Source organism: Streptomyces sp. NPDC008313 (genome assembly GCF_042956125.1).
In the GTDB taxonomy this organism is placed as follows: Bacteria; Actinomycetota; Actinomycetes; order Streptomycetales; family Streptomycetaceae; genus Streptomyces.
In genome coordinates, this window is sequence record NZ_JBIBFR010000038.1 from 12,077 (window position 1) to 32,265 (window position 20,189).

Genomic DNA, 20,189 nt, shown 5'->3' on the forward strand with positions numbered 1-20,189 from the left:
GTGGGGCTGATGCCGGTGGGGCGGGGGTCGATCGCCCGGCCCCCGCCCCACCGGCTACTTCTGCAGCACCGACAGATCCTGCTCCGCCTCCGGCACCGCCACCGTGCCCCGGTCGTCCGGGAGGGTCTGCACCGTGAACGCGGGCACGCCCCCGTCGGGGACGGCGAGCGTCCGGGAGGCGTACACGGGGCCTCCGGACAGTGATTCCACCGTCAGCGCGTACGTGCCCTTGAGGCCGCTCGGGACCGGCACCTCGACGCTCTGGGTCGTACCGCCCTTGATCACGTACGTCCTGGTCGCCGCCTTGCCGCCCTCGGTGCCGGCGGAGGCGCTGACCCTGACCTTGGCGGTGCCGGAGGGAGCGACCAGGGACAGGGTGGTTCCCTTGGCGCGGTTGTCGGTGACCGACGCGCGGGTGCCGACCGGGCGGGTCGCCGGGATGAACGCCGTCTCCTGCTTGTCGCCCTTGCCCCGCACGATCCGCAGGGCGGCCACGACCGGGACCGTGCTCTCACCGGGCGTCAGCACCAGGGAGCCCGGCTCTCCGCGCGTGACGTCACCGAGGTCGATCGCGGTGGTCATACGGGACTTCACGTGCAGCGTCTCGTGGCCCGCGGGGGTGATGTCTCCGGACGGCAGCGCGAGGCGCACCTCGAGGTCGGCGTCGGAGTCGCCGGGCGCGAAGGCGACCAGGCGCACGGACGTGGCGTCCTTCGGGATGCCGGGCAGGACGAGACGGTCCGCGGGGTCCGCGGAGGCGGCGAGCCAGTCCCCGCCGAGCTTGTCGTCCAGGGCCTGGACGGCGGCCGCGACCCGGCCGCTGCGGACGCTCACGTGCACCGTGAGGTCGGTCTGCGGCTTGTCGGTGAGCGTGGACAGCAGGAGCGCCTCGCTCGCGTGCGGCTTGACCTGGATGCCCTCGCCCACGGTCGACTTGAGGGCGCCGTCCTTGCCGTACAGCTCGATGTCGACCACGGCGGCGGAGTCGTCCGGGTTGGTCAGGTGCACGTAGTCGGTGCGGTCGTCGGCCGTGCCGGCACCGGGGAACCAGAACTCGGTGTCCGGGGCGGTGCAGTTGGTTCCGAGCAGGCCCCTGCCCGTGCCCGCGGCGACCTCGGTGGTCTGCTGGACGGTCCAGCCGGGCGCGAACCTGCCCTCGGCGGTACCGATGAGGGCGGGCGACTCCGCGCCCGAGTCGTCCGTGGTGACGGGCGTGCCGGGCTCCTTGGACGCCAGCACGGGCTTGGCGGCGCCGCTCCCGCCCTTCTCGTCCCCCTTGTCGCCCTTGTCGCTCTTACCGCCCTTGCCGCTGTCCTTCTCGTCCTCGTCACCCGCGTCGTCCGCCGATCCCTGGGACGCGGCCACGAGTTGGGCCTTGCCGCTGCTGCCCGTGCCCTTCGAGACGGGCGTGAAGGACGTGTACGCGGTCTCGGCGAGGTCCGAGGTGCTGGGGGCCGGGCAGAGCAGGCTGCTGCGCTCCACGGGCAGCCGCGTGGCCGCCTGCGCGGTCGTGCCGCCGGAGTTCCCGGGCCCGTCGAGCGCGGCGAATCCGGTGACGGCGGCGAGCGCGGTCACGCCGGCGATCAGGGACACGGTCGTGCGGTTCACTGCTGGCTCCCGTCGGGGCGCTCACTGTCGGTGCCGTGGGGCGGCTCGGGCGGTACCTGCTGCCGCGCCGGGTCGTACGCGCCGTAGCCCTGCGTGTACGTCGGGTCGTACGCGGGGTCGTACTGCTGGGTCCCGTCGTAGCCCGGGTCGTACGCCGTGGTGTCCCCGTACGCGTACGGCTCGTACGCGCCGGCCTGGTACGGGTCAGCCTGGTACGGGTCCGCCTGGGCCTGGTAGGACGCGCCGGTCGCGTACGGGTCCGCCTGGTACGGCTGCCCGTAGGCGTCCGCCGGGTACTGCTGGGTTACGGGGTCACCGGGACCGGCCGTGCCGTCCGGCTCGCCCGGGCCGGTGCCCTGGTACTGCTCGCCGCCGTACGTGTCGTAGGCGGCGCCCGCGGGCTCCGGCGCGTTCCACTCGTCGTAGGACTGCTGTCGCGGGATTCCGCCGGTGGCCGCGGGGGCCCGGCCGGGCTCCTCCTCGGCGGGGGGCGCGTCGAGGTCCTGCGCGGCTGCCTGCTCGGCCTCCGCCTGGGCGCGCAGACGGCGGGCGCGGCGGCCGTCGCCGGTGACGTCCTGGGCCGCCACCGCGACCGGCTCCTCCGGCAGGTCGTCGTCGACGTCCCGGCGCCGGCCCGGCAGGGCGAGCACCACCAGGACGACGGCGAGCGCGCCCTGGGCCCACAGCCAGCCGGTGTGGCCGATCGGGGCGTCGAAGGTGACGTCCAGCCGGCCGCCCTCGGCGGGCAGTTCGAAGCCCTGCGCCCAGCCGTCCAGCGTGGTCCGGGTGAGCGGCTTGCCGTCGAGGGTGGCGGTCCAGCCCTCGACGGCGGTGTCGGCGAGGCGCAGGACGCGGCCCGCGGCGCCGGAGGGGATCGTGGTGTGCAGCTCGACGGGGCCCGCGGCGATGGGCAGCGACTCGCCGGACTCGGGCACGACCGCGGCGCGCGAGACCTGCCGGTCCACCCGCCACAGGGCGCTGCCGTCCTGCTGGCTGAGCCTGCTCAGTCCCGGGGTGGCGTCCAGGACGCGGCTGACCTCGCGGGGCGCGCCCTTGCGGACCAGCACGTAGCGGACGGCGAAGCCACCGAGCTGGTCGGCCTGGTCGGCCCCGGAACCGGCGACGAGGTTGGCGACGACCTTGTCGAGCCTCTTGTTCCCGCCGCCCGCCGCCGCGAGTTCGGCGTCGCCGAGGCGGGCGCCAGAGCCGCGTACGAGGGTGTAGCCGACCCGGGCCGCGGAGTCGCTGTCGAGGACAAGGGTGCGGGCCTGGTCGCGGGTGCCGCTCTCCTCGGCGACGAACGCGGGCACCTGCACCGGGTCGCGGCGCTCCACGGGGCCGTCGGCGCCGCGGATCATCCAGCCGGCGGCGACGAGCAGGGGCCCGGCCGCCGCGGCGAACGCGATGAGCGCGGCCACCGGCTGACGCCAGCCGAAGCTCTGTTCGGCCACCCGCGCGCGTGCGCCGTCGGCTCCGAGGGCCGCGGCGGCGAGAAGGGCGATGCCGTAGACGAGGGTGGCGGGCCCGGCCCAGGTGGAGCCGTTGGAGAGCACGGCGAAGACGAGGGCGGTCAGGGCGACGGCCCAGGCCGCCCACACCGCGCGCTGCCGCTCACCGCGGAGCAGGGCGGCCAGCGCGGCCAGCACGATGCCGATGAGCATGAGCCCGTCGACGGTTCCGGGGCCGCCGGGGCTCGCGCCGAGCAGGTCGACGGCGGAGGCCACGCTCTGTCCGTACTCGAGACCGGCCTCCGTGAAGAAACCGGACGGGAGCAGCGTCAGCGACCAGGGCGCGAGCATCAGCAGCGGGGTGCCGAGCTGGGCCAGGAAACGCGGGCCGTAGGCGACGAGGTCGCCCCGGCGCACGACCAGGAGGGCGATGCCGAGCACCAGCGCGATGGGCCACACGATCGGCGTGAACGCGGTGGCGAACGTCAGCAGGAGCGCGTACGCCCAGGTCGCGCGCCAGCTTCCGCGCGCCCCGGAGGAGTGCGCGAGTCCGCTCGCGGCGACACCGGCGCGCGCGATGAGCGGCAGCAGGACGGCGAGGACTGCGGTGCCGATGCGGCCGCCGGCGAGCGCGCCGGTGGCGGCGGGCAGGAAGGCGTAGGCGACGGACGCCCAGGCGCGCAGCAGTCGCGACTCGACGAGGGGACGCGAGGCGAAGTACGCGGCGAAGCCCGCCAGGGGCACGGAGGCCACCAGGAGGACGGTGACCGCGAGCCCGGTGGAGCCGAACAGCAGGGTGGACAGCAGCGCGACGAGCGCGAGGTACGGCGGCGCGGACTGCGTGCCGCCCGCGCCCACCGGGTGCCAGCCGTCCAGGTAGCGCGACCAGAGCCCGGAGGCGTCGGCGGGCGCGGGCAGCAGGGCGCCGCCCGCGAGGGCGCCGCCGCCGAGCAGTTCGCGGCAGGCGAGGAGGGAGACGAACAGGAGGACGACGAGGAGCATCGGGCCGGGCTTGCGGGCGACCCGCCTGAGCCGGGCGAACTGCTCGATCTCCAGGAAGTCGGCGTCGTCGCCCCCGGGGCCGGACTCCACGGCGCCGCCGTGCCGTCCGGCTCCGGTGGTGGCCTCGGCGTCGGAGCGGCCCACCAGGTTCCCGGCGACCTGTTCGACGGTGGCCCGCACGGTCGCGCCGGGCGGCGGGAACAGCGGGCGCAGTTCGTCCTTGCCGACCTGCGGGGTGCCGCGTCTGCGTCGTCCGGCGAGGATGCGCTCGGGCCGCAGCAGGGTCCCCAGGAGGCCGCGGATCTCGTCGACGGCCTGTCCGGGGACCTTGCCGACGAGGTAGGCGAGGGTGCGCAGCAGGGTGCCGAGGACGAGTCTGACGAGGATCCAGGGCAGCGCCGCCGTACGGGCGTTGACGAGGAGGGTGTAGACGGCGCCGGCCTTGTCGACCTTGTGCGGGGAGGCGGAGGTCCGGCCGACGCAGTCGACGGTGCGGCGCTCGCGGGAGGCGGCCTCGGCGTGCCGTACGACCGCGTCGGGGGCGACGAGGACGCGGTGGCCGGCGGCCTGGGCGCGCCAGCACAGGTCGACGTCGTCGCGCATCAGGGGCAGCCGCCGGTCGAAGCCGCCGAGCGCCTCGAAGACGTCGCGGTGGATCAGCATGCCCGCGGTGGAGACGGACAGGGCGGGGTGGACGTGGTCGTGCTGGCCCTGGTCCTGCTCCCGGCGGTCGAGACCGGTCCAGCGGCGGCCGCTGTTGGCGATCGTGACGCCGACCTCCAGGAGCTGCCGGCGGTCGTACCAGCCGCGCAGCTTGGGGCCGACGACGGCGACCTCCTTGCCGAGCTCCCGTTCGTTCTCGACGACCCTCAGCAGCTGGGCCAGCGCGTCCGGTTCGGGCGCGCTGTCGTCGTGCAGGAGCCACAGCCACTGCTCGGGCTCGCCGTGCGGGAGGTCCGGCATGTCGTAGGCGTCGTCGCGCCAGGTGCGGGTGGCGGGGTCCCAGCCGCTGGGGCGCTTCAGATAGGGCAGGTCGTCCGGGGTGAGCACGCCTGCCGTGCGGGTGGCCTCCTCGACGGCCTGGCCGAAGCCGGTGCGCCGGGCCAGGTGCAGGACCCGGTCGGCACCGAGGGCCTCGGTGAGCAGCTGGGCGGAGGCGTCGGCACTGCCGGTGTCGGCCGCCACGGCGTTCTGTACGGGACGCTCCTGGCCGAGCAGCCCGGCGAGGGCTTCGGGCAGCCAGCGGGCGCCGTCGTGGGAGACGAGCACCGCGGTCACCACGTGGCGCGGGAACTCGGGTGCGGCAGTGTCGGGTTGAGCTGCCGAATGGCTGTGCACGGACATCGAGGTACGGGCCCCGGTTCGATGGACTGCGGTGGACGTCCGTGCCCTCAGGGCGGCGCGACGTCTCGGACGGAGGCCCACACTAACGGCTGGGTTCGGCGGCGGTCCGCCGCCTGTGGACAACCCCTCGGCGCCGGGCGGGGTGGTACGTACGGGTGTGCGCCGTTTGGTCGGCGGCCGACGGGCGCGTGCGCGTGCGGCGGTGCGGGGGGGCCGGTGACGGCCAAGGGGTGCGGGCGGCACGGTCTTGTTCGGGGCGGGGCCTTCCCCGGGCGGCGGTCGCGGCCGCGTGCCGGGTGCCAGGCGCCGGATGCCGGATGCCGCGGGCCGGGTGCCGGGCGCCTTGTCCTGAGCCGGATGTCAGGTGGCCGGGCGCCGGGGTGTCAGGGGCCGGGCGTCGGACGGGAGGGCGTCAGACCGCTGCCTTCTTCAGGCGGCGGCGCTCACGCTCGGACAGCCCGCCCCAGATGCCGAACCGCTCGTCGTTGGCGAGGGCGTACTCGAGGCACTCGGAGCGGACCTCGCAGGCGAGGCAGACCTTCTTGGCCTCACGGGTGGAGCCGCCCTTCTCGGGGAAGAACGACTCGGGGTCGGTCTGGGCGCACAGCGCGCGTTCCTGCCAGCCGAGCTCCTCGTCCGCGTCGTCGACCAGCAGTTGCTCCACCAGCTCGGTCATGTGCGCCCCTCGTCCGTCTTTCGCGTCCCCGTGATGCGGTCGTTACCGTTACCGGCTGAACGACACGAGTGAAATTACAAGTGCGCCGATCCGAGCCAGTCAAGCCGGGATCTGCTATTGGGCCTCTTATTCACTCTGCGGAACCAAGGCCATGCGGAAAGTGTTCAAATCGGCATAAACCATGACAGCAGGCGGAGGCCCGTCCGACCTGGCCCGAGGCGCCCTTCCGGTACGGAGAAGGACGCTCAGGAGATCGATATCGTTCCGAAACCCGGATCGAAGCGAACTTGATCACATTCGGATCACGGGATCGCAACGGGGTTTCGTGCGCCGGTGTGCGCCTTGTGTCCGCGAGGGCGCCTGCACAAACCTTTCGCCCGCCGGATCGACCGGAAGGGGTGAAAGCGGCTCCCACATGGCGGACGTCAGGTTGACAGTCGAAGTGTGAACCGGTGTCCTTGTAGGCATGCTCGCGAACCCGGCACTCACCTCGACCCGCTCCGCCGGGTCCCTCGGTGCTGCCCGCGCTCGCTGCAGCTGTCACTGTTGCCGCTCCTGCTGTTGAGCCCACCGCTCCGGCCTCCGAGCCGCCCCGTGCTCCCGCTCACCCGCCCGCCGTCCCGGGCGTGAGCCCTCCCCGCCCGCACCAGGGCGCACCTCCCGCCCTCGACCAGGGCGGAACGTTCCGCGACACCCCAGCACTCTCCCGCCGAGGAACCACCGCACCCATGAACAGCGACAGCGACCTCCAGATCGCCGGCGACATCCTCGAAGTCCCGCACCTGCTCCAGCCGCCGCGCGAGCACCCCGCCACCGTGGCCGAGTTCGCCGGACTCGCCCGCCGCGTCGCCGCCGACCGCTCCCAGTGGGAGCACCTCGTCCGGTACGACGCCACCTCCCGCTGGTACCACCGGCTGCGCGTCGGCCCCGGATACGAGGTGTGGCTGCTGTCCTGGGTGCCGGGACAGGGCAGCGGACCGCACGACCACGGCCTCTCCTCCGGCGTCCTCACCGTCCTGCGGGGCACGCTGACCGAGCGCACCGGCCGCGGGACGCGCGCGCTCGGCACCGGCGCGCAGCGGGTCTTCGCCCCCGGGTACGTCCACGAGGTCGTCAACGACACGCTGGAGCCCGCCATAAGCCTGCACGTGTACTACCCGGGCCTGACCGACATGCCCATGCACCCGGACAGCGCACACGGCTCCGAGGGCGCGCTGCCCGGGCACGGTGCCGACGGCGCGCGCGGCGCGGTGCGGGCCGGCGGTGCGGGCTGCGCGGCCGCGGTGACTCTGTGACGCCGACCGTGTGACGCGTTGTCGTACCCGCCTGCCAGACTGGCTCCATGCGCATTGTGGTTCTGGCAGGCGGCATCGGCGGTGCCCGTTTCCTGCGCGGTCTTCTGCGGGCCGCGCCGGACGCGGACATCACCGTCATCGGCAACACCGGGGACGACATCCACCTCTTCGGGCTGAAGGTCTGCCCGGACCTCGACACGGTGATGTACACGCTCGGCGGCGGCATCGAGGAGGAGCAGGGCTGGGGGCGGGCCGACGAGACCTTCCACCTCAAGGAGGAGCTCGCGGCGTACGGTGCCGGGCCCGAGTGGTTCGGGCTCGGCGACCGCGACTTCGCGACGCACATCGTGCGGACGCAGATGCTCGGCGCGGGCTATCCGCTCAGCGCCGTCACCCAGGCGCTGTGCGACCGCTGGAAGCCGGGCGTGCGGCTCATCCCGATGTCCGACGACCGGGTGGAGACCCATGTGGCCGTCGAGGTCGACGGCGAGCGCAAGGCGATCCACTTCCAGGAGTACTGGGTGCGGCTGCGGGCCTCCGTGCCCGCGCAGGCCGTGGTGCCGGTCGGTGCCGAGCAGGCCAAGCCGGCGCCCGGCGTGCTGGAGGCGATCGCCCAGGCGGACGTCATCCTCTTCCCGCCGTCCAACCCGGTGGTCTCCGTCGGCACGATCCTCGCGGTACCCGGCATCCGCGAGGCCATCGCCGACGCGGGCGTCCCCGTGGTCGGCCTCTCCCCCATCATCGGCGACGCGCCCGTGCGCGGGATGGCGGACAAGGTCCTCGCCGCGGTCGGCGTCGAGTCCACGGCCGCCGCGGTGGCCGAGCACTACGGTTCGGGCCTGCTCGACGGATGGCTCGTCGACACCGTGGACGCGTCCGCCGTGGAGCGGGTGGAGGCGGCCGGCATCCGGTGCCGTGCCGTGCCCCTGCTGATGTCCGACGTGGACGCCACGGCGGCGATGGCGCGCGAGGCGCTGACGCTGGCCGAGGAGGTGCGGACGCCGTGAACGGAGCGCCGGTGGACGGGGATCCCGCGCACGGTCGGCCTCCGGGGTATCGCGTGTGGGCACTGCCCGGACTGCCCGAGGTCCGGCAGGGCGACGACCTCGCCAAGCTGATCGCGGTGGCGGAGCCGGCGCTGACCGACGGTGACGTGCTGCTGGTCACCTCGAAGATCGTCTCCAAGGCGGAGGGCCGCGTCGTCGAGGCCGCCGACCGGGAGGCCGCCATCGACGCCGAGACCGTCCGGGTCGTCGCGCGCCGCGGGCCCCTGCGGATCGTCGAGAACCGGCAGGGCCTCGTGATGGCCGCCGCCGGCGTCGACGCGTCCAACACCCCCGCCGGGACGGTCCTGCTGCTGCCCGAGGACCCCGACGCGTCCGCGCGGGCGATCCGGGCCGGGCTGCGGGATCTGCTCGGGGTGGAGGTCGGCGTCGTCGTCACCGACACCTTCGGCCGCCCCTGGCGCAACGGCCTGACCGACGTCGCCATCGGCGCCGCGGGCGTCCGCGTCCTCGACGACCTGCGCGGCGGCACCGACGCCCACGGCAACCCGCTGAGCGCGACCGTCGTCGCCACCGCCGACGAGCTGGCCGCCGCCGGTGACCTGGTCAAGGGCAAGGCGGCCGGGCTGCCCGTCGCCGTCGTCCGCGGACTGGAGCAGGTGGTCGACGCGGACGCCGGGGGCGCCCGGGCCATGGTGCGCGTCGGCCGCGACGACATGTTCCGGCTGGGCACGTCGGAGGCCGTACGGGAGGCGGTGACCCAGCGGCGTACCGTCCGGGCGTTCACCGACGAGCCGGTGGACCCGGGTGCCGTACGGCGTGCGGTGGCCGCGGCCGTCACGGCTCCCGCCCCGCACCACACGACGCCGTGGCGCTTCGTCCTGCTGGAGTCCGGGGAGTCCCGGACGCGGCTGCTCGACGCCATGCGGGACGCGTGGATCGCGGACCTGCGCCGGGACGGCAGGAGCGAGGAGTCCATCGCCCGACGGGTGCGCCGCGGCGACGTCCTGCGTCACGCGCCGTACCTGGTGGTGCCCTGCCTCGTCATGGACGGCTCGCACACGTACGGCGACGCGCGGCGGGACGGTGCCGAGCGCGAGATGTTCGTGGTCGCCGCCGGTGCCGGGGTGCAGAACTTCCTCGTGGCGCTCGCCGGGGAGCGGCTGGGCTCCGCGTGGGTGTCGTCGACGATGTTCTGCCGCGACGTCGTGCGGGAGGTGCTGGAACTGCCGGAGGGGTGGGACCCGATGGGAGCGGTCGCGGTCGGTCACGCCGCCGAGGAGCCGAGGCCGCGTCCCGCGCGGGACGCGGCGGCGTTCACGGAAGTGCGCTGAGCCGAGCCGGACGGTGTGCGGGGCCTCACGGGTGCGGTGCGTCTCACGGGGCCGCGGTGAGAAGGCGCCGTGCCCGCGAGCGCCTACCCTCGTAGGACACCCGGACACCCGGACACCCGGAACCCGGACGTTTTCGGCGCGCCGGGTCCTCCCCGGCACATCGTTACCCCGGTGCCCTCTTGCCCCCCGAGCCCTCAGGACATCGCCCGTGGCTGGACGTTTCGCTCCTCGGCCCACGCGTACGACCGTGCGCGGCGGGCACGTCGGCGTGCCCGGCGCGGCTCCCGCGGGGGTGCCGCGGCCGGCCGCCGCGGCCGGGCGGTCCAGGTCGTGGACGCCCGGGGATCCGCTCGACCTCGGCCTGGTGCTGGGGCCGCTGCGGCGCGGTCCCGCCGATCCGACCTTCCGCGCCCTGCCCGACGGCTCCGTGTGGCGGACCAGCCGTACCCCCGCCGGGCCGGGCACACTGCGCGTTTCGCTGCGCGGCGGGGTCGCGAGCGGCGAGGCGTGGGGGCCGGGCGCGGAGTGGCTGCTGGACCGGCTCCCCGAACTCCTCGGTGCCGCGGACGACCCGTCCGCCTTCACCCCCCGCCACCGGCTCCTCGCCCACACCCACCACCGGCGGCCGGGGCTCCGGCTGACCCGTACCGGGCTCGTACTGGAGTCGCTGATCCCGTCGATCCTGGAGCAGAAGGTCACCACGGACGAGGCGTACCGGGCCTGGCGGCTGCTCGTACGGAAGTTCGGGGAGCCGGCACCTGGGCCCGCGCCCGGCCGGATGCACGTCATGCCCGCGCCCCGGACCTGGGCGCTGATCCCCTCCTGGGAGTGGCACCGGGCGGGCGTCGACGACAAGCGCGCCTCGACGGTCCTGCGGGCGGTCCGGGTGGCCGCGCGGATGGAGGAGGCGGCCGCCTTCGACGACCCCGCGCGGGCACAGGCCCGGCTGGAGCTGGTGCCCGGGATCGGGCCGTGGACCTCGGCGGAGACGGTGCAGCGCAGTCACGGTGCGGCGGATTCCGTGACGGTGGGGGACGTACACCTGCCGGGGATCGTGGGGTACGCGCTCGCGGGCGACCGGGAGGCGGACGACGCGGCGATGCTGGCGCTGCTGGAGCCGTACGCGGGGCAGCGGCATCGGGCGGCGCGGCTGGTGCTGCTGTCGGGGCGGATGCCGGCGCGGCGGGCGCCACGGATGACGCCGGGGGACATCAGGCGGTTGTGACACCCCGCCCCCCGGTCCGGCACAGGGACGCCGTGCCGGACAGAGACGCCGTGCCGGGCCGGGGAAGACCCTCCTCGCCCCTGGGAAGAGGCACGATCACCCACCGATCACCCACCGGTTCGGGCCGTGCGCCTACTGGTCCGAGGAGAAGCGGATGGTGGACGCGGGGACGTGGGCGTCGCACCAGATCCTGACGCCGTCCCGGAGTTCGTTGTCGGGGCCGATGGTGGCGCCGTCCCCGACGACCGCGCCCGCGAGGACCGAGCGGGCGCCGACACGGGCGCGGGCGCCGACGAGGGAGTCGGTGACGACCGCGCCGGGTTCGACCACCGCTCCGGCCAGGATCGCGCTCCCCGAGACGCGCGCGCCCTCCCCGACGGAAGCCCCCTCGCAGACGACCGTGCCGCCGGTCAGCTTGGCGTCCGGGGCGACCGACGCCGTGGGCAGGACCAGACGGTCCCCGCAGCGGCCCGGGACCGCCGGGGACGGGGCGCGGCCCAGGACCAGGTCCGCCGAGCCGCGTACGAAGGCCTGCGGGGTGCCGAGGTCCAGCCAGTAGGTGGAGTCGACCATGCCCTGGAGATGGGCGCCCCCGGCGAGCAGACCGGGGAAGGTCTCGCGTTCGACGGAGACGGGCCGGCCCGCGGGGATCGTGTCGATGACCGAGCGGCGGAAGACGTACGCCCCCGCGTTGATCTGGTCGGTGACGATCTCCTCGGGCGTCTGGGGCTTCTCCAGGAAGGCCCGTACGCGCCCCGACGCGTCCGTCGGCACCAGGCCGAAGGCCCGCGGGTCCTCGACCCGGGTCAGGTGCAGCGAGACGTCCGCGCCGGAGGTCTCGTGCGTGCGGACCAGGGCGGGGATGTCGAGCCCGGTGAGGATGTCGCCGTTGAAGATCAGCACCGGCTCGTCGGGGCCGGAGCGCAGACGGGACGCGACGTTGCGGATGGCGCCGCCCGTGCCGAGGGGCTCCTCCTCGGTGACGTACTCGAGGTGGAGCCCCAGCGAGGAGCCGTCGCCGAAGTACGGCTCGAAGACCTCGGCCAGATAGGAGGTGGCGAGCACGATGTGCTCGACGCCCGCCGCCTTCGCCCGCGCCAGCTGGTGCGTGAGGAAGGGGACCCCGGCCGCCGGGACCATCGGCTTGGGGGTGTGCACCGTGAGCGGGCGCAGCCGGGTGCCTCTGCCGCCGACCAGGAGGATCGCTTCTGTCACCTGTCGTCTCTGCTTCCTGCTGGGGCCGGCCGAACTCTGTTTCGGCGGGCCAGTGTATGCAGACCGTTCGGGGGCCGGTCCGCCCGCGACTCGTCGGCCGGACCGGCCTCCCGCCCGCCGGGTGCGCGGTGCACCGGACCGTCACCGGCCCTGGTACCGCGCCGCGTCCGACCGGGCCGTACCGAGCTTGCTGTAGAGACGGCGTCCCGGGCAGGCGGTGGCGAACCCGTCCCGGTGGCCGGAGATCACGTTCAGTCGTACCTTCTTACCTTTTCGGTAGAGATTGCCACCCCCGGATGTCAGGTAGGTCTTGCCGCGCGGATTGGCTCCGAAGAGACCGAGCTTCCACGCCGTCAGCCGGGCGATGGCCTGCACGGAGGCCGCGGAGGGCTTCTTGGAGCCGTAGCTGCCGATGACGGCGATCCCCATGCTGTTGGTATTGAACCCGAGCGTGTGGGCGCCCAGTACGGGCTTCGCCACGCCTCCGGCCCGGCCCTCGTAGATGGTTCCGCACTTGTCGACGAGGAAGTTGTAGCCGATGTCGCGCCAGCCGCTGCTCCTGACGTGGTAGCGGTAGATACCGCGAATGACCGAAGGGGCCTGTGAGCAGCTGTAGTTGTTGCCCGTCGCGGTGTGGTGCACGAAGGCGGCCCTGACGGTCTTGGTGTACGCGAAGCCGCCCTTGCGGATGCCCTCGTCCGCGCCCCAGCCGCGGCGCGTGACGATGCCGGGGCGCGGGCCGACGTAGGGCTTCGCCCGCTGCTCGCCCTCGGGGGCGGTGGCGAGCAGTTCGCGTTCGGTCTCCTCCCTGGACAGGGCGGGGATCTCGGTGGCGCCGAGGGGTGCGAGTCCGGCGTTGGCACGGGAGGCGGCCTCGGTGGCGGCGGCGAGAGCGCCGTCGGCCAGCCCTTCGGAGGTGAGGCCGTCAGCGGCGAGCCCTTCCGGGGTCAGGCCGTCGGAGGCGAGCTCCCCCGCGGTGAGCCCTTCCGGGGTCAGGCCGTCGGAGGCGAGCGTGTCCGAGGCGGTGAGGGTGTCGGAGGCCGGCGGTTCCGCGCGCACGCCACCGGGCGCGGCTCCCTGCGCGCGCACCCCACCGGGCGCCGCTCCCTCGGCCCGTACGCCGTCCGACCGTGCCCCTTCCGCCTGGGCACCGCCCGCGGGCCGGCCCGTCGGCGCGTCCGCGGGGGCGGGCTCCTCGCCGGGGTCGACGAGTTCCAGGTGCAGCCCCTCGGGAAGTGCCGACGCTCCGGCCGCTCCCCCGGCATCGCCGGTGTCCGGGCCGGCGATCGCGCCCGAGTCCGCCTGGACGCGGGCCTCGACGCCGTCCGAGGCGCCCACCCACAGGGGTGCCGTGGAGCCGCGCACTGCGCCGGAGGCACCCTCCTCGGTGCCCGGGTCGGCCGCGTGGTCGTGGTTGTGCGTCTCGACGTCCTGCCAGCCGGACCAGTGGCCGGTGCCGGCCGCGCGGGTACGGACCTGGACCCGCCCGCGCAGTTCGGTGCCCGGGTCGTCCCAGATCACACCGACCAGTGAGAAGGGCTGTACGTTCCGGGCCGTCAGGCCCCGTGCGGTGGAGGCGGATCCGACGGCGCGGTCGCTGGGGAGCGGCCCGAGGGGCAGGGACTGTGTGCTGCCGGGGACGGCGGGCGCGGCGGCCGCGGGGGGCCGTGCCGGTCGTACGAGCCCCGCGGCCGAGGTGACGGAGGCCGCCGCGGCGGAGACCGGCAGGGTCAGAGGGAGCGCCAGAGCTGTCGCGCACGTGACGCCGATCGAGGAAGCGAGGAATCTACCCATGCCCCTGATCCTGGACATATACATATATATCTGTCCATCGCGGAACTGACGGACCGTCGCCTGGGCCGCCGGTGTCCCTCGTCCGATCCGGTGGCCGTCCCGACGGCCGGGCCGCCCGGCCCCGCGTACGCTGGCCCGCGTGAACGCCACCGACCGCACCCCTGCCGACCTGCTGCGATCCGCGCTCGCCGCGGACCCCGCGCGCCCGCTGGTCACCTTCTACGACGACGCCACGGGCGAACGCGTCGAATTGTCCGTGGCCACCTTCGCCAATTGGGTGGCCAAGACCGCCAATCTGCTCCAGGGCGACCTCTCCGCCGAGCCCGGTGACCGGGTCGCCCTGCTGCTGCCCGCGCACTGGCAGACAGCGGTGTGGCTGCTGGCGTGCTCCTCGGTGGGCGTCGTCGCGGACGTCGGGGGCGACCCGGCCTCCGCCGACCTCGTCGTCAGCGGGCCCGACACCCTCGACGCGGCGCGGGCCTGCTCCGGCGAGCGCGTCGCGCTGGCGCTGCGCCCGCTCGGCGGACGCTTCCCGCGGACGCCGGACGGGTTCGCCGACTACGCCGTCGAAGTGCCCGGCCAGGGCGACCGCTTCGCTCCGTACGCTCCGGTGGACCCGGAGGAGCCCGCGCTGATCGTCGCCGGGGCGGAGCACACGGGCGCCGATGTCGTCGAGCGCGCCCGTGCCGACGCCCCCGGCCTCGGCCTGACCGGCCCCGGCTCGCGGATCCTCACGGCGCTGCCGTACGACACGTGGGAGGGCCTGAGCGCCGGTCTGTACGCGCCCCTGGCGACCGGCGGATCCGTCGTCGTCTGCCGCCACCTCGACCGGCTCGGCGAGGACGCGCTGGCCAAGCGGATCGAGAGCGAGCGGGTGACGGCCACGGCCCGCCGGTCCCTGTCGTAGCCTGTCGCGCCACGGCCCCCCCGGACCCTGCCCGGTCCGGGTGAGCCCCCGGCACCGCCCGCTCCTCCCCCGTTCGGTCCACGCTCTCCCCCCGTCCCCGTGCCCCGTGCCGCCGCCCGGGTCATGGTCGTAGGAGGACCGGAGCACGGGAGGGGTGGACGCAGACGTGACCGACACCGCGGGGAAGAACTCCGGGGCGGCCGGGCCGGGGGGCGGCCGGGGCACCCTGGGACCCGGTGCGGGTGCCACCCCCACCGGGGCCGGTGCCGCACGCCGCCGACGACGCCGGCTGCGGTACGCCGCGACCGGTGTCGCCGCCGTGCTGCTGGTTGCCGCGGGCACCGGCTGGGCGGTGTACGAGAAGCTGAACGGGAACATCACGGCGGACGAGGCCGCCGCCCGTGAACTCGCCCGGTACGAGAAGGAGCGGCCCACCGCGCTGGTGCGGGGCGCGCAGAACATCCTGCTGATCGGGTCGGACTCCCGTTCGGGGCACGGCAACGCCGGGTACGGCCGGGATTCCGGCACCGAGCGCTCCGACACCACGATCCTGCTGCACCTGGCCGCGGACCGGCGCAGCGCGACCGCGGTGTCCCTGCCCCGCGACCTGATGGTGCGCGTGCCCGGCTGCCGCCGTCCGGACGGCACCCGGTCGAGGGCGGCGTTCACACTGTTCAACCACGCCTTCGAGACGGGCGGTTCCGCCTGCACGATCCGTACGGTCGAGAAGCTGACGGACATCCGGATCGACCACCACATGGTCGTCGACTTCAACGGCTTCAAGGAGATGGTCGACGCGGTCGACGGCGTCGACGTGTGCCTCCCGAAGCCCATCGACGACAAGGACGCCAAGCTGAGGCTGCCCGCGGGCAGGGTGCGGCTCGACGGCGAGCAGGCCCTCGGTTACGTCCGCGCCCGCAAGAGCATCGGCGACGGCAGCGACACCGACCGGATGGACCGCCAGCAGCGGTTCCTAGGCGCGCTCGCCGAGAAGGTGCGGAGCAACGACGTCCTGCTGAACCCGGTGAAGCTCTACCCGGTGCTCGACGCGGCCACCTCGTCGCTGACCACCGACCCGGCCCTGGCCAGTCTGCGCGGGCTGTACGACCTGGTGCGCGGCCTGCGCGGAATCCCCACGGAGCGGATGCAGTTCCTGACGGTCCCGCGCACCTCCTACGTGTCCGACCCCAACCGCGACCAGCTCGTCCGGGCCCCGGCCGAGCAGCTGTTCGCCCGGTTGCGCTCGGACACCCCGGTGCGGGTCGCCGAGCGCTCTGCCGGGGACGGGGCCGGTTCCGGCGACCGGGTGTCCGGGGACCGCGCCCGGGACCATGCCCCGCGGGACCGCGCCTCCGGGGACCCGGCGGGCACCACCGAGGCCGCCGGAACCGGCAGGGCCGCCGACTCCCCGGCGCGGCCCACCGGGACGGCGGCGCCCCGGGACCTCCTCACGGAGTCGTACACCTACTCCTACGACAACTACGGCGACCCGGACGGCCCGCTCGGAACCGACGGGAAACCCGGCGCGGGGCCGCCCGGCGGACGCGCGGACGCACCCGATCCGACACCGACGTTCCGGGGAAACACGGCCGCCGAGGACACCTGCGGGTAAAGCGCTAGCCAAGGTGCGGAAGCCCTGGTCCAAGAATTGCGCCCAATTGCCCGGTTGTAGGGACGTGGAACGTGTCACCGCCGTCGCTCCATCCTGAACTGGACGGATAGTGTGAGCGATCCGGTGTGCCCGGCCGCCTGGCCGCGCACTCCCGGACCGACTTACCGAGCGTCTCTTTGAGGGGGGAGAGGCGCCGCGTGGCCCCGACGGAGGACTCAGACAACCGTGGACGCGCAAGGCCGTGGGCGGGCGGAGAACATCGACCCCGCAGACCAGTGGGTACTCAACCCGGACACCGGCGACTACGAACTGCGACTGGACACTTCCACACCGCAGTCGACCGTCCCCGGTCCCCGCAGACCCGGCTCCCGCGCCGGGTCCCCGCGGTCCCGTACGCGCACCGAGCCGGCCCGGGAGCCCCGTGAGGCTCCCGACGGCCCCGGTGTGCCCGGTCCGCGCCGGCGCCGCGGCGCCCCGGCCGAGCCGCCGCCCGGCCGCCGCCGCTCGCGGACGAAGCCGAAGAAGTCGACGGCCAAGAAGGTGATGATCTGGACCGGCGGCACGATGGCGTTCCTCCTGGTCGCCACCGGCACCGCCGGATACCTCTATTACCAGCACCTCAACGACAACATCACGTCCGTCTCCGACGACGGCGCGGGCACCGGCGGCTTCAGCAAGGACCGGGCCATCAACATCCTGGTGATCGGCACGGACAAGCGCAGCGGCAAGGGCAACGAGGGGTACGGCGACTCCGGCAGCGTCGGCCACGCGGACACCAACATCCTGCTGCACGTCTCCAAGGACCGGTCGAACGCGACCGCGTTGAGCATTCCGCGCGACATGATCGTGGACATCCCGGACTGCCCGACCACGCAGGACGACGGCTCCAAGAAGAACATCGGCGGCACGCCGCACACCCGGTTCAACCAGAGCCTCGGGCAGGAGGACCGTACGCCGAGCTGCACCATGCGGACGGTCACCGAGCTGACCGGCATCAAGATAGACCACTTCATGGTGGCCGACTTCAACGCGGTGAAGACGCTCTCCAGCGCGGTCGGCGGCGTGGAGGTCTGTCTCGCCAAGGACATCGACGACTCCAAGTCGCATCTGAAGCTGTCCAAGGGCAAGCACACCATCGAGGGCGAGCAGGCACTGGCCTTCGTCCGCACCCGGCACTCCGTCGGCTTCGGCAGCGACCTGAGCCGGATCGAGTTGCAGCAGCAGTTCCTCAGCTCGCTGATGCGCAAGCTGAAGTCGGGCGACACCCTCAGCAGCCCGAAGAAGATGTTCAAGCTGGCGGAGGCGGGCACCAAGGCGCTGACCGTCGACTCCAAGATCGCGGACATCAAGAAGCTGACCGCCCTCGGCCAGGAGATCGGCAAGGTCGACACCGAGAACCTTGCGTTCACCACGGTGCCGGTCGTCGACAACACCGACGGCGCGACCGTGCTGCCCAACGAGCCCAAGGCGAAGCCGCTCTTCAAGATGATCCGGGACGACGTCTCGCTCACCGAGGTGAAGAAGAAGGAGAAGGCCGCGGTCGCCGCGCGGCTCAAGGGGAAGCGCTCGGCCGCCTCCGACGTCCGCGTCGACATCTACAACGGCGGGGCCGAGGCCGGTTCCGCGCAGGCCACCCTCAGCTGGCTGCAGAACGAGGAGGGGGTCCTCAAGTCCAGCCAGCTCGGCAACGCGGGCAAGACACTGAAGAAGACGACCCTGGAGTACTCTCCCGACCAGGCTGACCAGGCACGCAAGCTGGCGGACCTCATGGGGCTCTCCGCGTCGGCGCTGAAGCCGGGCAAGAGCGAGAAGAACGATCAGGGGCTGCCCGCCATGGTGCTGACCCTGGGCGAGGACTTCGAGGAAGCCGGTGAGCCGCTGACGGCCTCCGCGGCGGACGCGAAGGACGTCGAGAAGTCCACGGCGGACAAAACGGAGTGCGCCAAGTAACCCAATGGGGCCCTCGTGCGTCTAACAGACGTACGACGGATTCCGTATGTCGGCGCAGGGGTGGGGAGGCAGGGAGATGGTGCGGAGCAGTGTGCGCGGGGAGGGGATGCGGCGGCCGCGGGCCGGCGGACCGGGTGGTGAGGACGGCGTCCACGAGCAGGACGGCGGCCGGACGGACGCCGCCGGGGACGGCCCGGCGGGCTCCGCGGACGGCGGGCACGGCGGTGGCCACCGGCGCCGTGGCAGAGCCCATCCACCGCGCCGCAGACGCCGGATACTGCGCTGGTCGGCGACGGTTCTGGCGGTACTGATACTCGGCACCGCGGGTGCCGGCTATCTCTACTACCAGCACCTGAACGGCAACATCAAGAAGGACGATCTCAACCTCGGCGACAACAAGGTGCCGGAGCCGACACCCAACGCCGCGGGCCAGACCCCCCTGAACATCCTGCTCATCGGTTCGGACGCGCGGGACACCAAGGAGAACCAGAAACTCGGCGGCGCCAAGGAGACCTTCGGCGGCACCCCGCTCGCCGACGTCCAGATGCTGCTGCACCTCTCCGCCGACCGCAGCAACATGTCGGTGATCAGCATGCCGCGCGACACCCTGCTGCAGATCCCCAAGTGCACCGACCCGGACACCGACCACGTGTACCCGGCGAGCAACGGCCGCACGATGGCGAACCAGAGCCTCGGCCGCGGCGGCCCCGGCTGCACGGTCGCCACCTGGCAGGAACTCACCGGCATCCACATCGACCACTTCATGATGGTCGACTTCTCCGGCGTGGTGTCGATGGCCGACGCCGTCGGCGGCGTCCCGGTCTGCGTGGACGCCAACATCCTCTCCCGCGACAGCAAGGGCCACGGCTCCGGGCTGAAGCTGAAGAAGGGCACCCACCCGGTCAAGGGCAAGCAGGCCCTGCAGTGGCTGCGCACGCGCTACGGATTCGAGGACGGAAGCGACCTCGCCCGCGCCAAGGCCCAGCACATGTACATGAACTCCATGGTCCGTGAGCTGCGCGAGAACGCCACCATGAGCAGCCCGAACAAGATGCGCAAGCTCGCCGAGAAGGCCACGAAGGCCCTCACGGTCGACCCGGGCCTCGGCACGGTCAAGAAGCTCTACGACCTCAGCAACGAGCTGCGCAAGGTCGAGCCGAAGCACATCACGATGACGACCATGCCTAACCGGTACGTCGGCGCGCGCGTGGAGCCCACGGACGGGGCCCAGAAGCTCTTCCGGCTGGTGCGCGACGACGTCTCGCTCGACGGCACGGCCAAGAAGAAGAAGGACGAGGAGAAGCTCTCGGACGACCCGGCCGCGGCGGACGGTGAGATCGGCGTACGGGTGCAGAACGGCACCCGCACCGAGACGCTCGCCCCGGCGTCCGGCCGCGCGACGACCGTGGCCCAGCTGCTGGTGGGCAAGGGCTTCACGCTGGCGACCCCCGACTCCTCGGCCGCCCCGGTCCAGGAGACCACGGTGGTGCGCTACCCGAGCGCCGACCTGGAGGGCGACGCCCAGCGGGTCGCCAAGTCCCTCGGCATCCCGCTGAGTTCGGTGAAGAAGTCGGGCGAGGTCTCCTCGGTCACGCTGGTGGTGGGCGCCGACTGGCGTGAGGGCACCACGTACAAGAAGCCGAAGGACGACAAGGCCGACGACGCACTCCTGGACAGCGCCGACGCGTTGAACGGCGCCGAGGAGAAGTGCATGCACGTGAACCCGGGGTTCACCTGGTCCTGACCCCGCTAGGGACGGCATGAGCCCGGGCCCC

13 protein-coding genes are annotated in these 20,189 nt (G+C 73.5%); 8 read left to right on the plus strand and 5 right to left on the minus strand.

The window, feature by feature from the left end; genetic code table 11:
- Positions 1 to 54: 54 nt before the first annotated feature.
- The 3 genes from ACFY93_RS32855 to ACFY93_RS32865 form a co-directional block, all read right to left on the minus strand.
- Positions 55 to 1,608, minus strand: coding sequence for a DUF5719 family protein (locus tag ACFY93_RS32855; protein ID WP_391365576.1), 1,554 nt, complete (start codon positions 1,606 to 1,608; stop codon positions 55 to 57).
- Positions 1,605 to 5,402: a glycosyltransferase gene (locus ACFY93_RS32860; RefSeq protein ID WP_391365578.1), complete on the minus strand. Its 3,798-nt coding sequence runs from the start codon at positions 5,400 to 5,402 to the stop codon at positions 1,605 to 1,607. Before ACFY93_RS32860 ends, ACFY93_RS32855 begins: the two co-directional genes overlap by 4 nt.
- 412 nt (positions 5,403 to 5,814) lie before the next feature.
- Positions 5,815 to 6,078, minus strand: coding sequence for a WhiB family transcriptional regulator (locus ACFY93_RS32865; RefSeq protein ID WP_030377564.1), 264 nt, complete (start codon positions 6,076 to 6,078; stop codon positions 5,815 to 5,817).
- 728 nt (positions 6,079 to 6,806) lie between these two features.
- Here ACFY93_RS32865 and ACFY93_RS32870 point away from each other — a divergent pair.
- The 4 genes from ACFY93_RS32870 to ACFY93_RS32885 all read left to right on the plus strand — a co-directional run bounded on the left by ACFY93_RS32870 (position 6,807) and on the right by ACFY93_RS32885 (position 10,936).
- Positions 6,807 to 7,373, plus strand: coding sequence for a cysteine dioxygenase (locus tag ACFY93_RS32870; RefSeq protein ID WP_391365579.1), 567 nt, complete (start codon positions 6,807 to 6,809; stop codon positions 7,371 to 7,373).
- 47 nt (positions 7,374 to 7,420) lie between these two features.
- Entirely contained in the window at positions 7,421 to 8,380 is a 960-nt protein-coding gene (gene cofD / locus ACFY93_RS32875; RefSeq protein WP_391365580.1) for a 2-phospho-L-lactate transferase, read from the plus strand.
- Positions 8,377 to 9,711 carry a coenzyme F420-0:L-glutamate ligase gene (locus ACFY93_RS32880; RefSeq protein WP_391365581.1) on the plus strand — a complete coding sequence of 445 codons (1,335 nt, stop codon included), beginning with the start codon at positions 8,377 to 8,379 and terminating at the stop codon, positions 9,709 to 9,711. Before cofD ends, ACFY93_RS32880 begins: the two co-directional genes overlap by 4 nt.
- Before the next feature lie 208 nt (positions 9,712 to 9,919).
- Positions 9,920 to 10,936, plus strand: a complete 1,017-nt coding sequence (locus tag ACFY93_RS32885; RefSeq protein ID WP_391365582.1) for a DNA-3-methyladenine glycosylase family protein — start codon at positions 9,920 to 9,922, stop codon at positions 10,934 to 10,936.
- Between the two features lie 132 nt (positions 10,937 to 11,068).
- Here the strand turns inward: ACFY93_RS32885 and ACFY93_RS32890 are convergent, their stop codons facing one another.
- Together ACFY93_RS32890 and ACFY93_RS32895 are read right to left on the minus strand one after the other, a co-directional pair.
- Positions 11,069 to 12,151 carry a sugar phosphate nucleotidyltransferase gene (locus ACFY93_RS32890; RefSeq protein ID WP_391365583.1) on the minus strand — a complete coding sequence of 361 codons (1,083 nt, stop codon included), beginning with the start codon at positions 12,149 to 12,151 and terminating at the stop codon, positions 11,069 to 11,071.
- A gap of 141 nt (positions 12,152 to 12,292) precedes the next feature.
- Positions 12,293 to 13,945, minus strand: coding sequence for an N-acetylmuramoyl-L-alanine amidase (locus ACFY93_RS32895; protein WP_391365584.1), 1,653 nt, complete (start codon positions 13,943 to 13,945; stop codon positions 12,293 to 12,295).
- Between the two features lie 139 nt (positions 13,946 to 14,084).
- Between ACFY93_RS32895 and ACFY93_RS32900 the strand changes: the two genes are divergently transcribed.
- The 4 genes from ACFY93_RS32900 (at position 14,085) to ACFY93_RS32915 (ending at position 20,158) form a co-directional block, all read left to right on the plus strand.
- Entirely contained in the window at positions 14,085 to 14,852 is a 768-nt protein-coding gene (locus ACFY93_RS32900; protein WP_391365585.1) for a TIGR03089 family protein, read from the plus strand.
- A 289-nt stretch (positions 14,853 to 15,141) separates the two neighbouring features.
- Positions 15,142 to 16,464 carry an LCP family protein gene (locus ACFY93_RS32905; protein WP_391365596.1) on the plus strand — a complete coding sequence of 441 codons (1,323 nt, stop codon included), beginning with the start codon at positions 15,142 to 15,144 and terminating at the stop codon, positions 16,462 to 16,464.
- 225 nt (positions 16,465 to 16,689) lie between these two features.
- Complete coding sequence (locus tag ACFY93_RS32910; protein ID WP_391365586.1) at positions 16,690 to 18,414, plus strand: LCP family protein; 1,725 nt, start codon at positions 16,690 to 16,692, stop codon at positions 18,412 to 18,414.
- Positions 18,415 to 18,490: 76 nt separating this feature from the next.
- Positions 18,491 to 20,158 carry an LCP family protein gene (locus tag ACFY93_RS32915; protein ID WP_391365587.1) on the plus strand — a complete coding sequence of 556 codons (1,668 nt, stop codon included), beginning with the start codon at positions 18,491 to 18,493 and terminating at the stop codon, positions 20,156 to 20,158.
- The last annotated feature ends 31 nt before the right edge of the window (positions 20,159 to 20,189 follow it).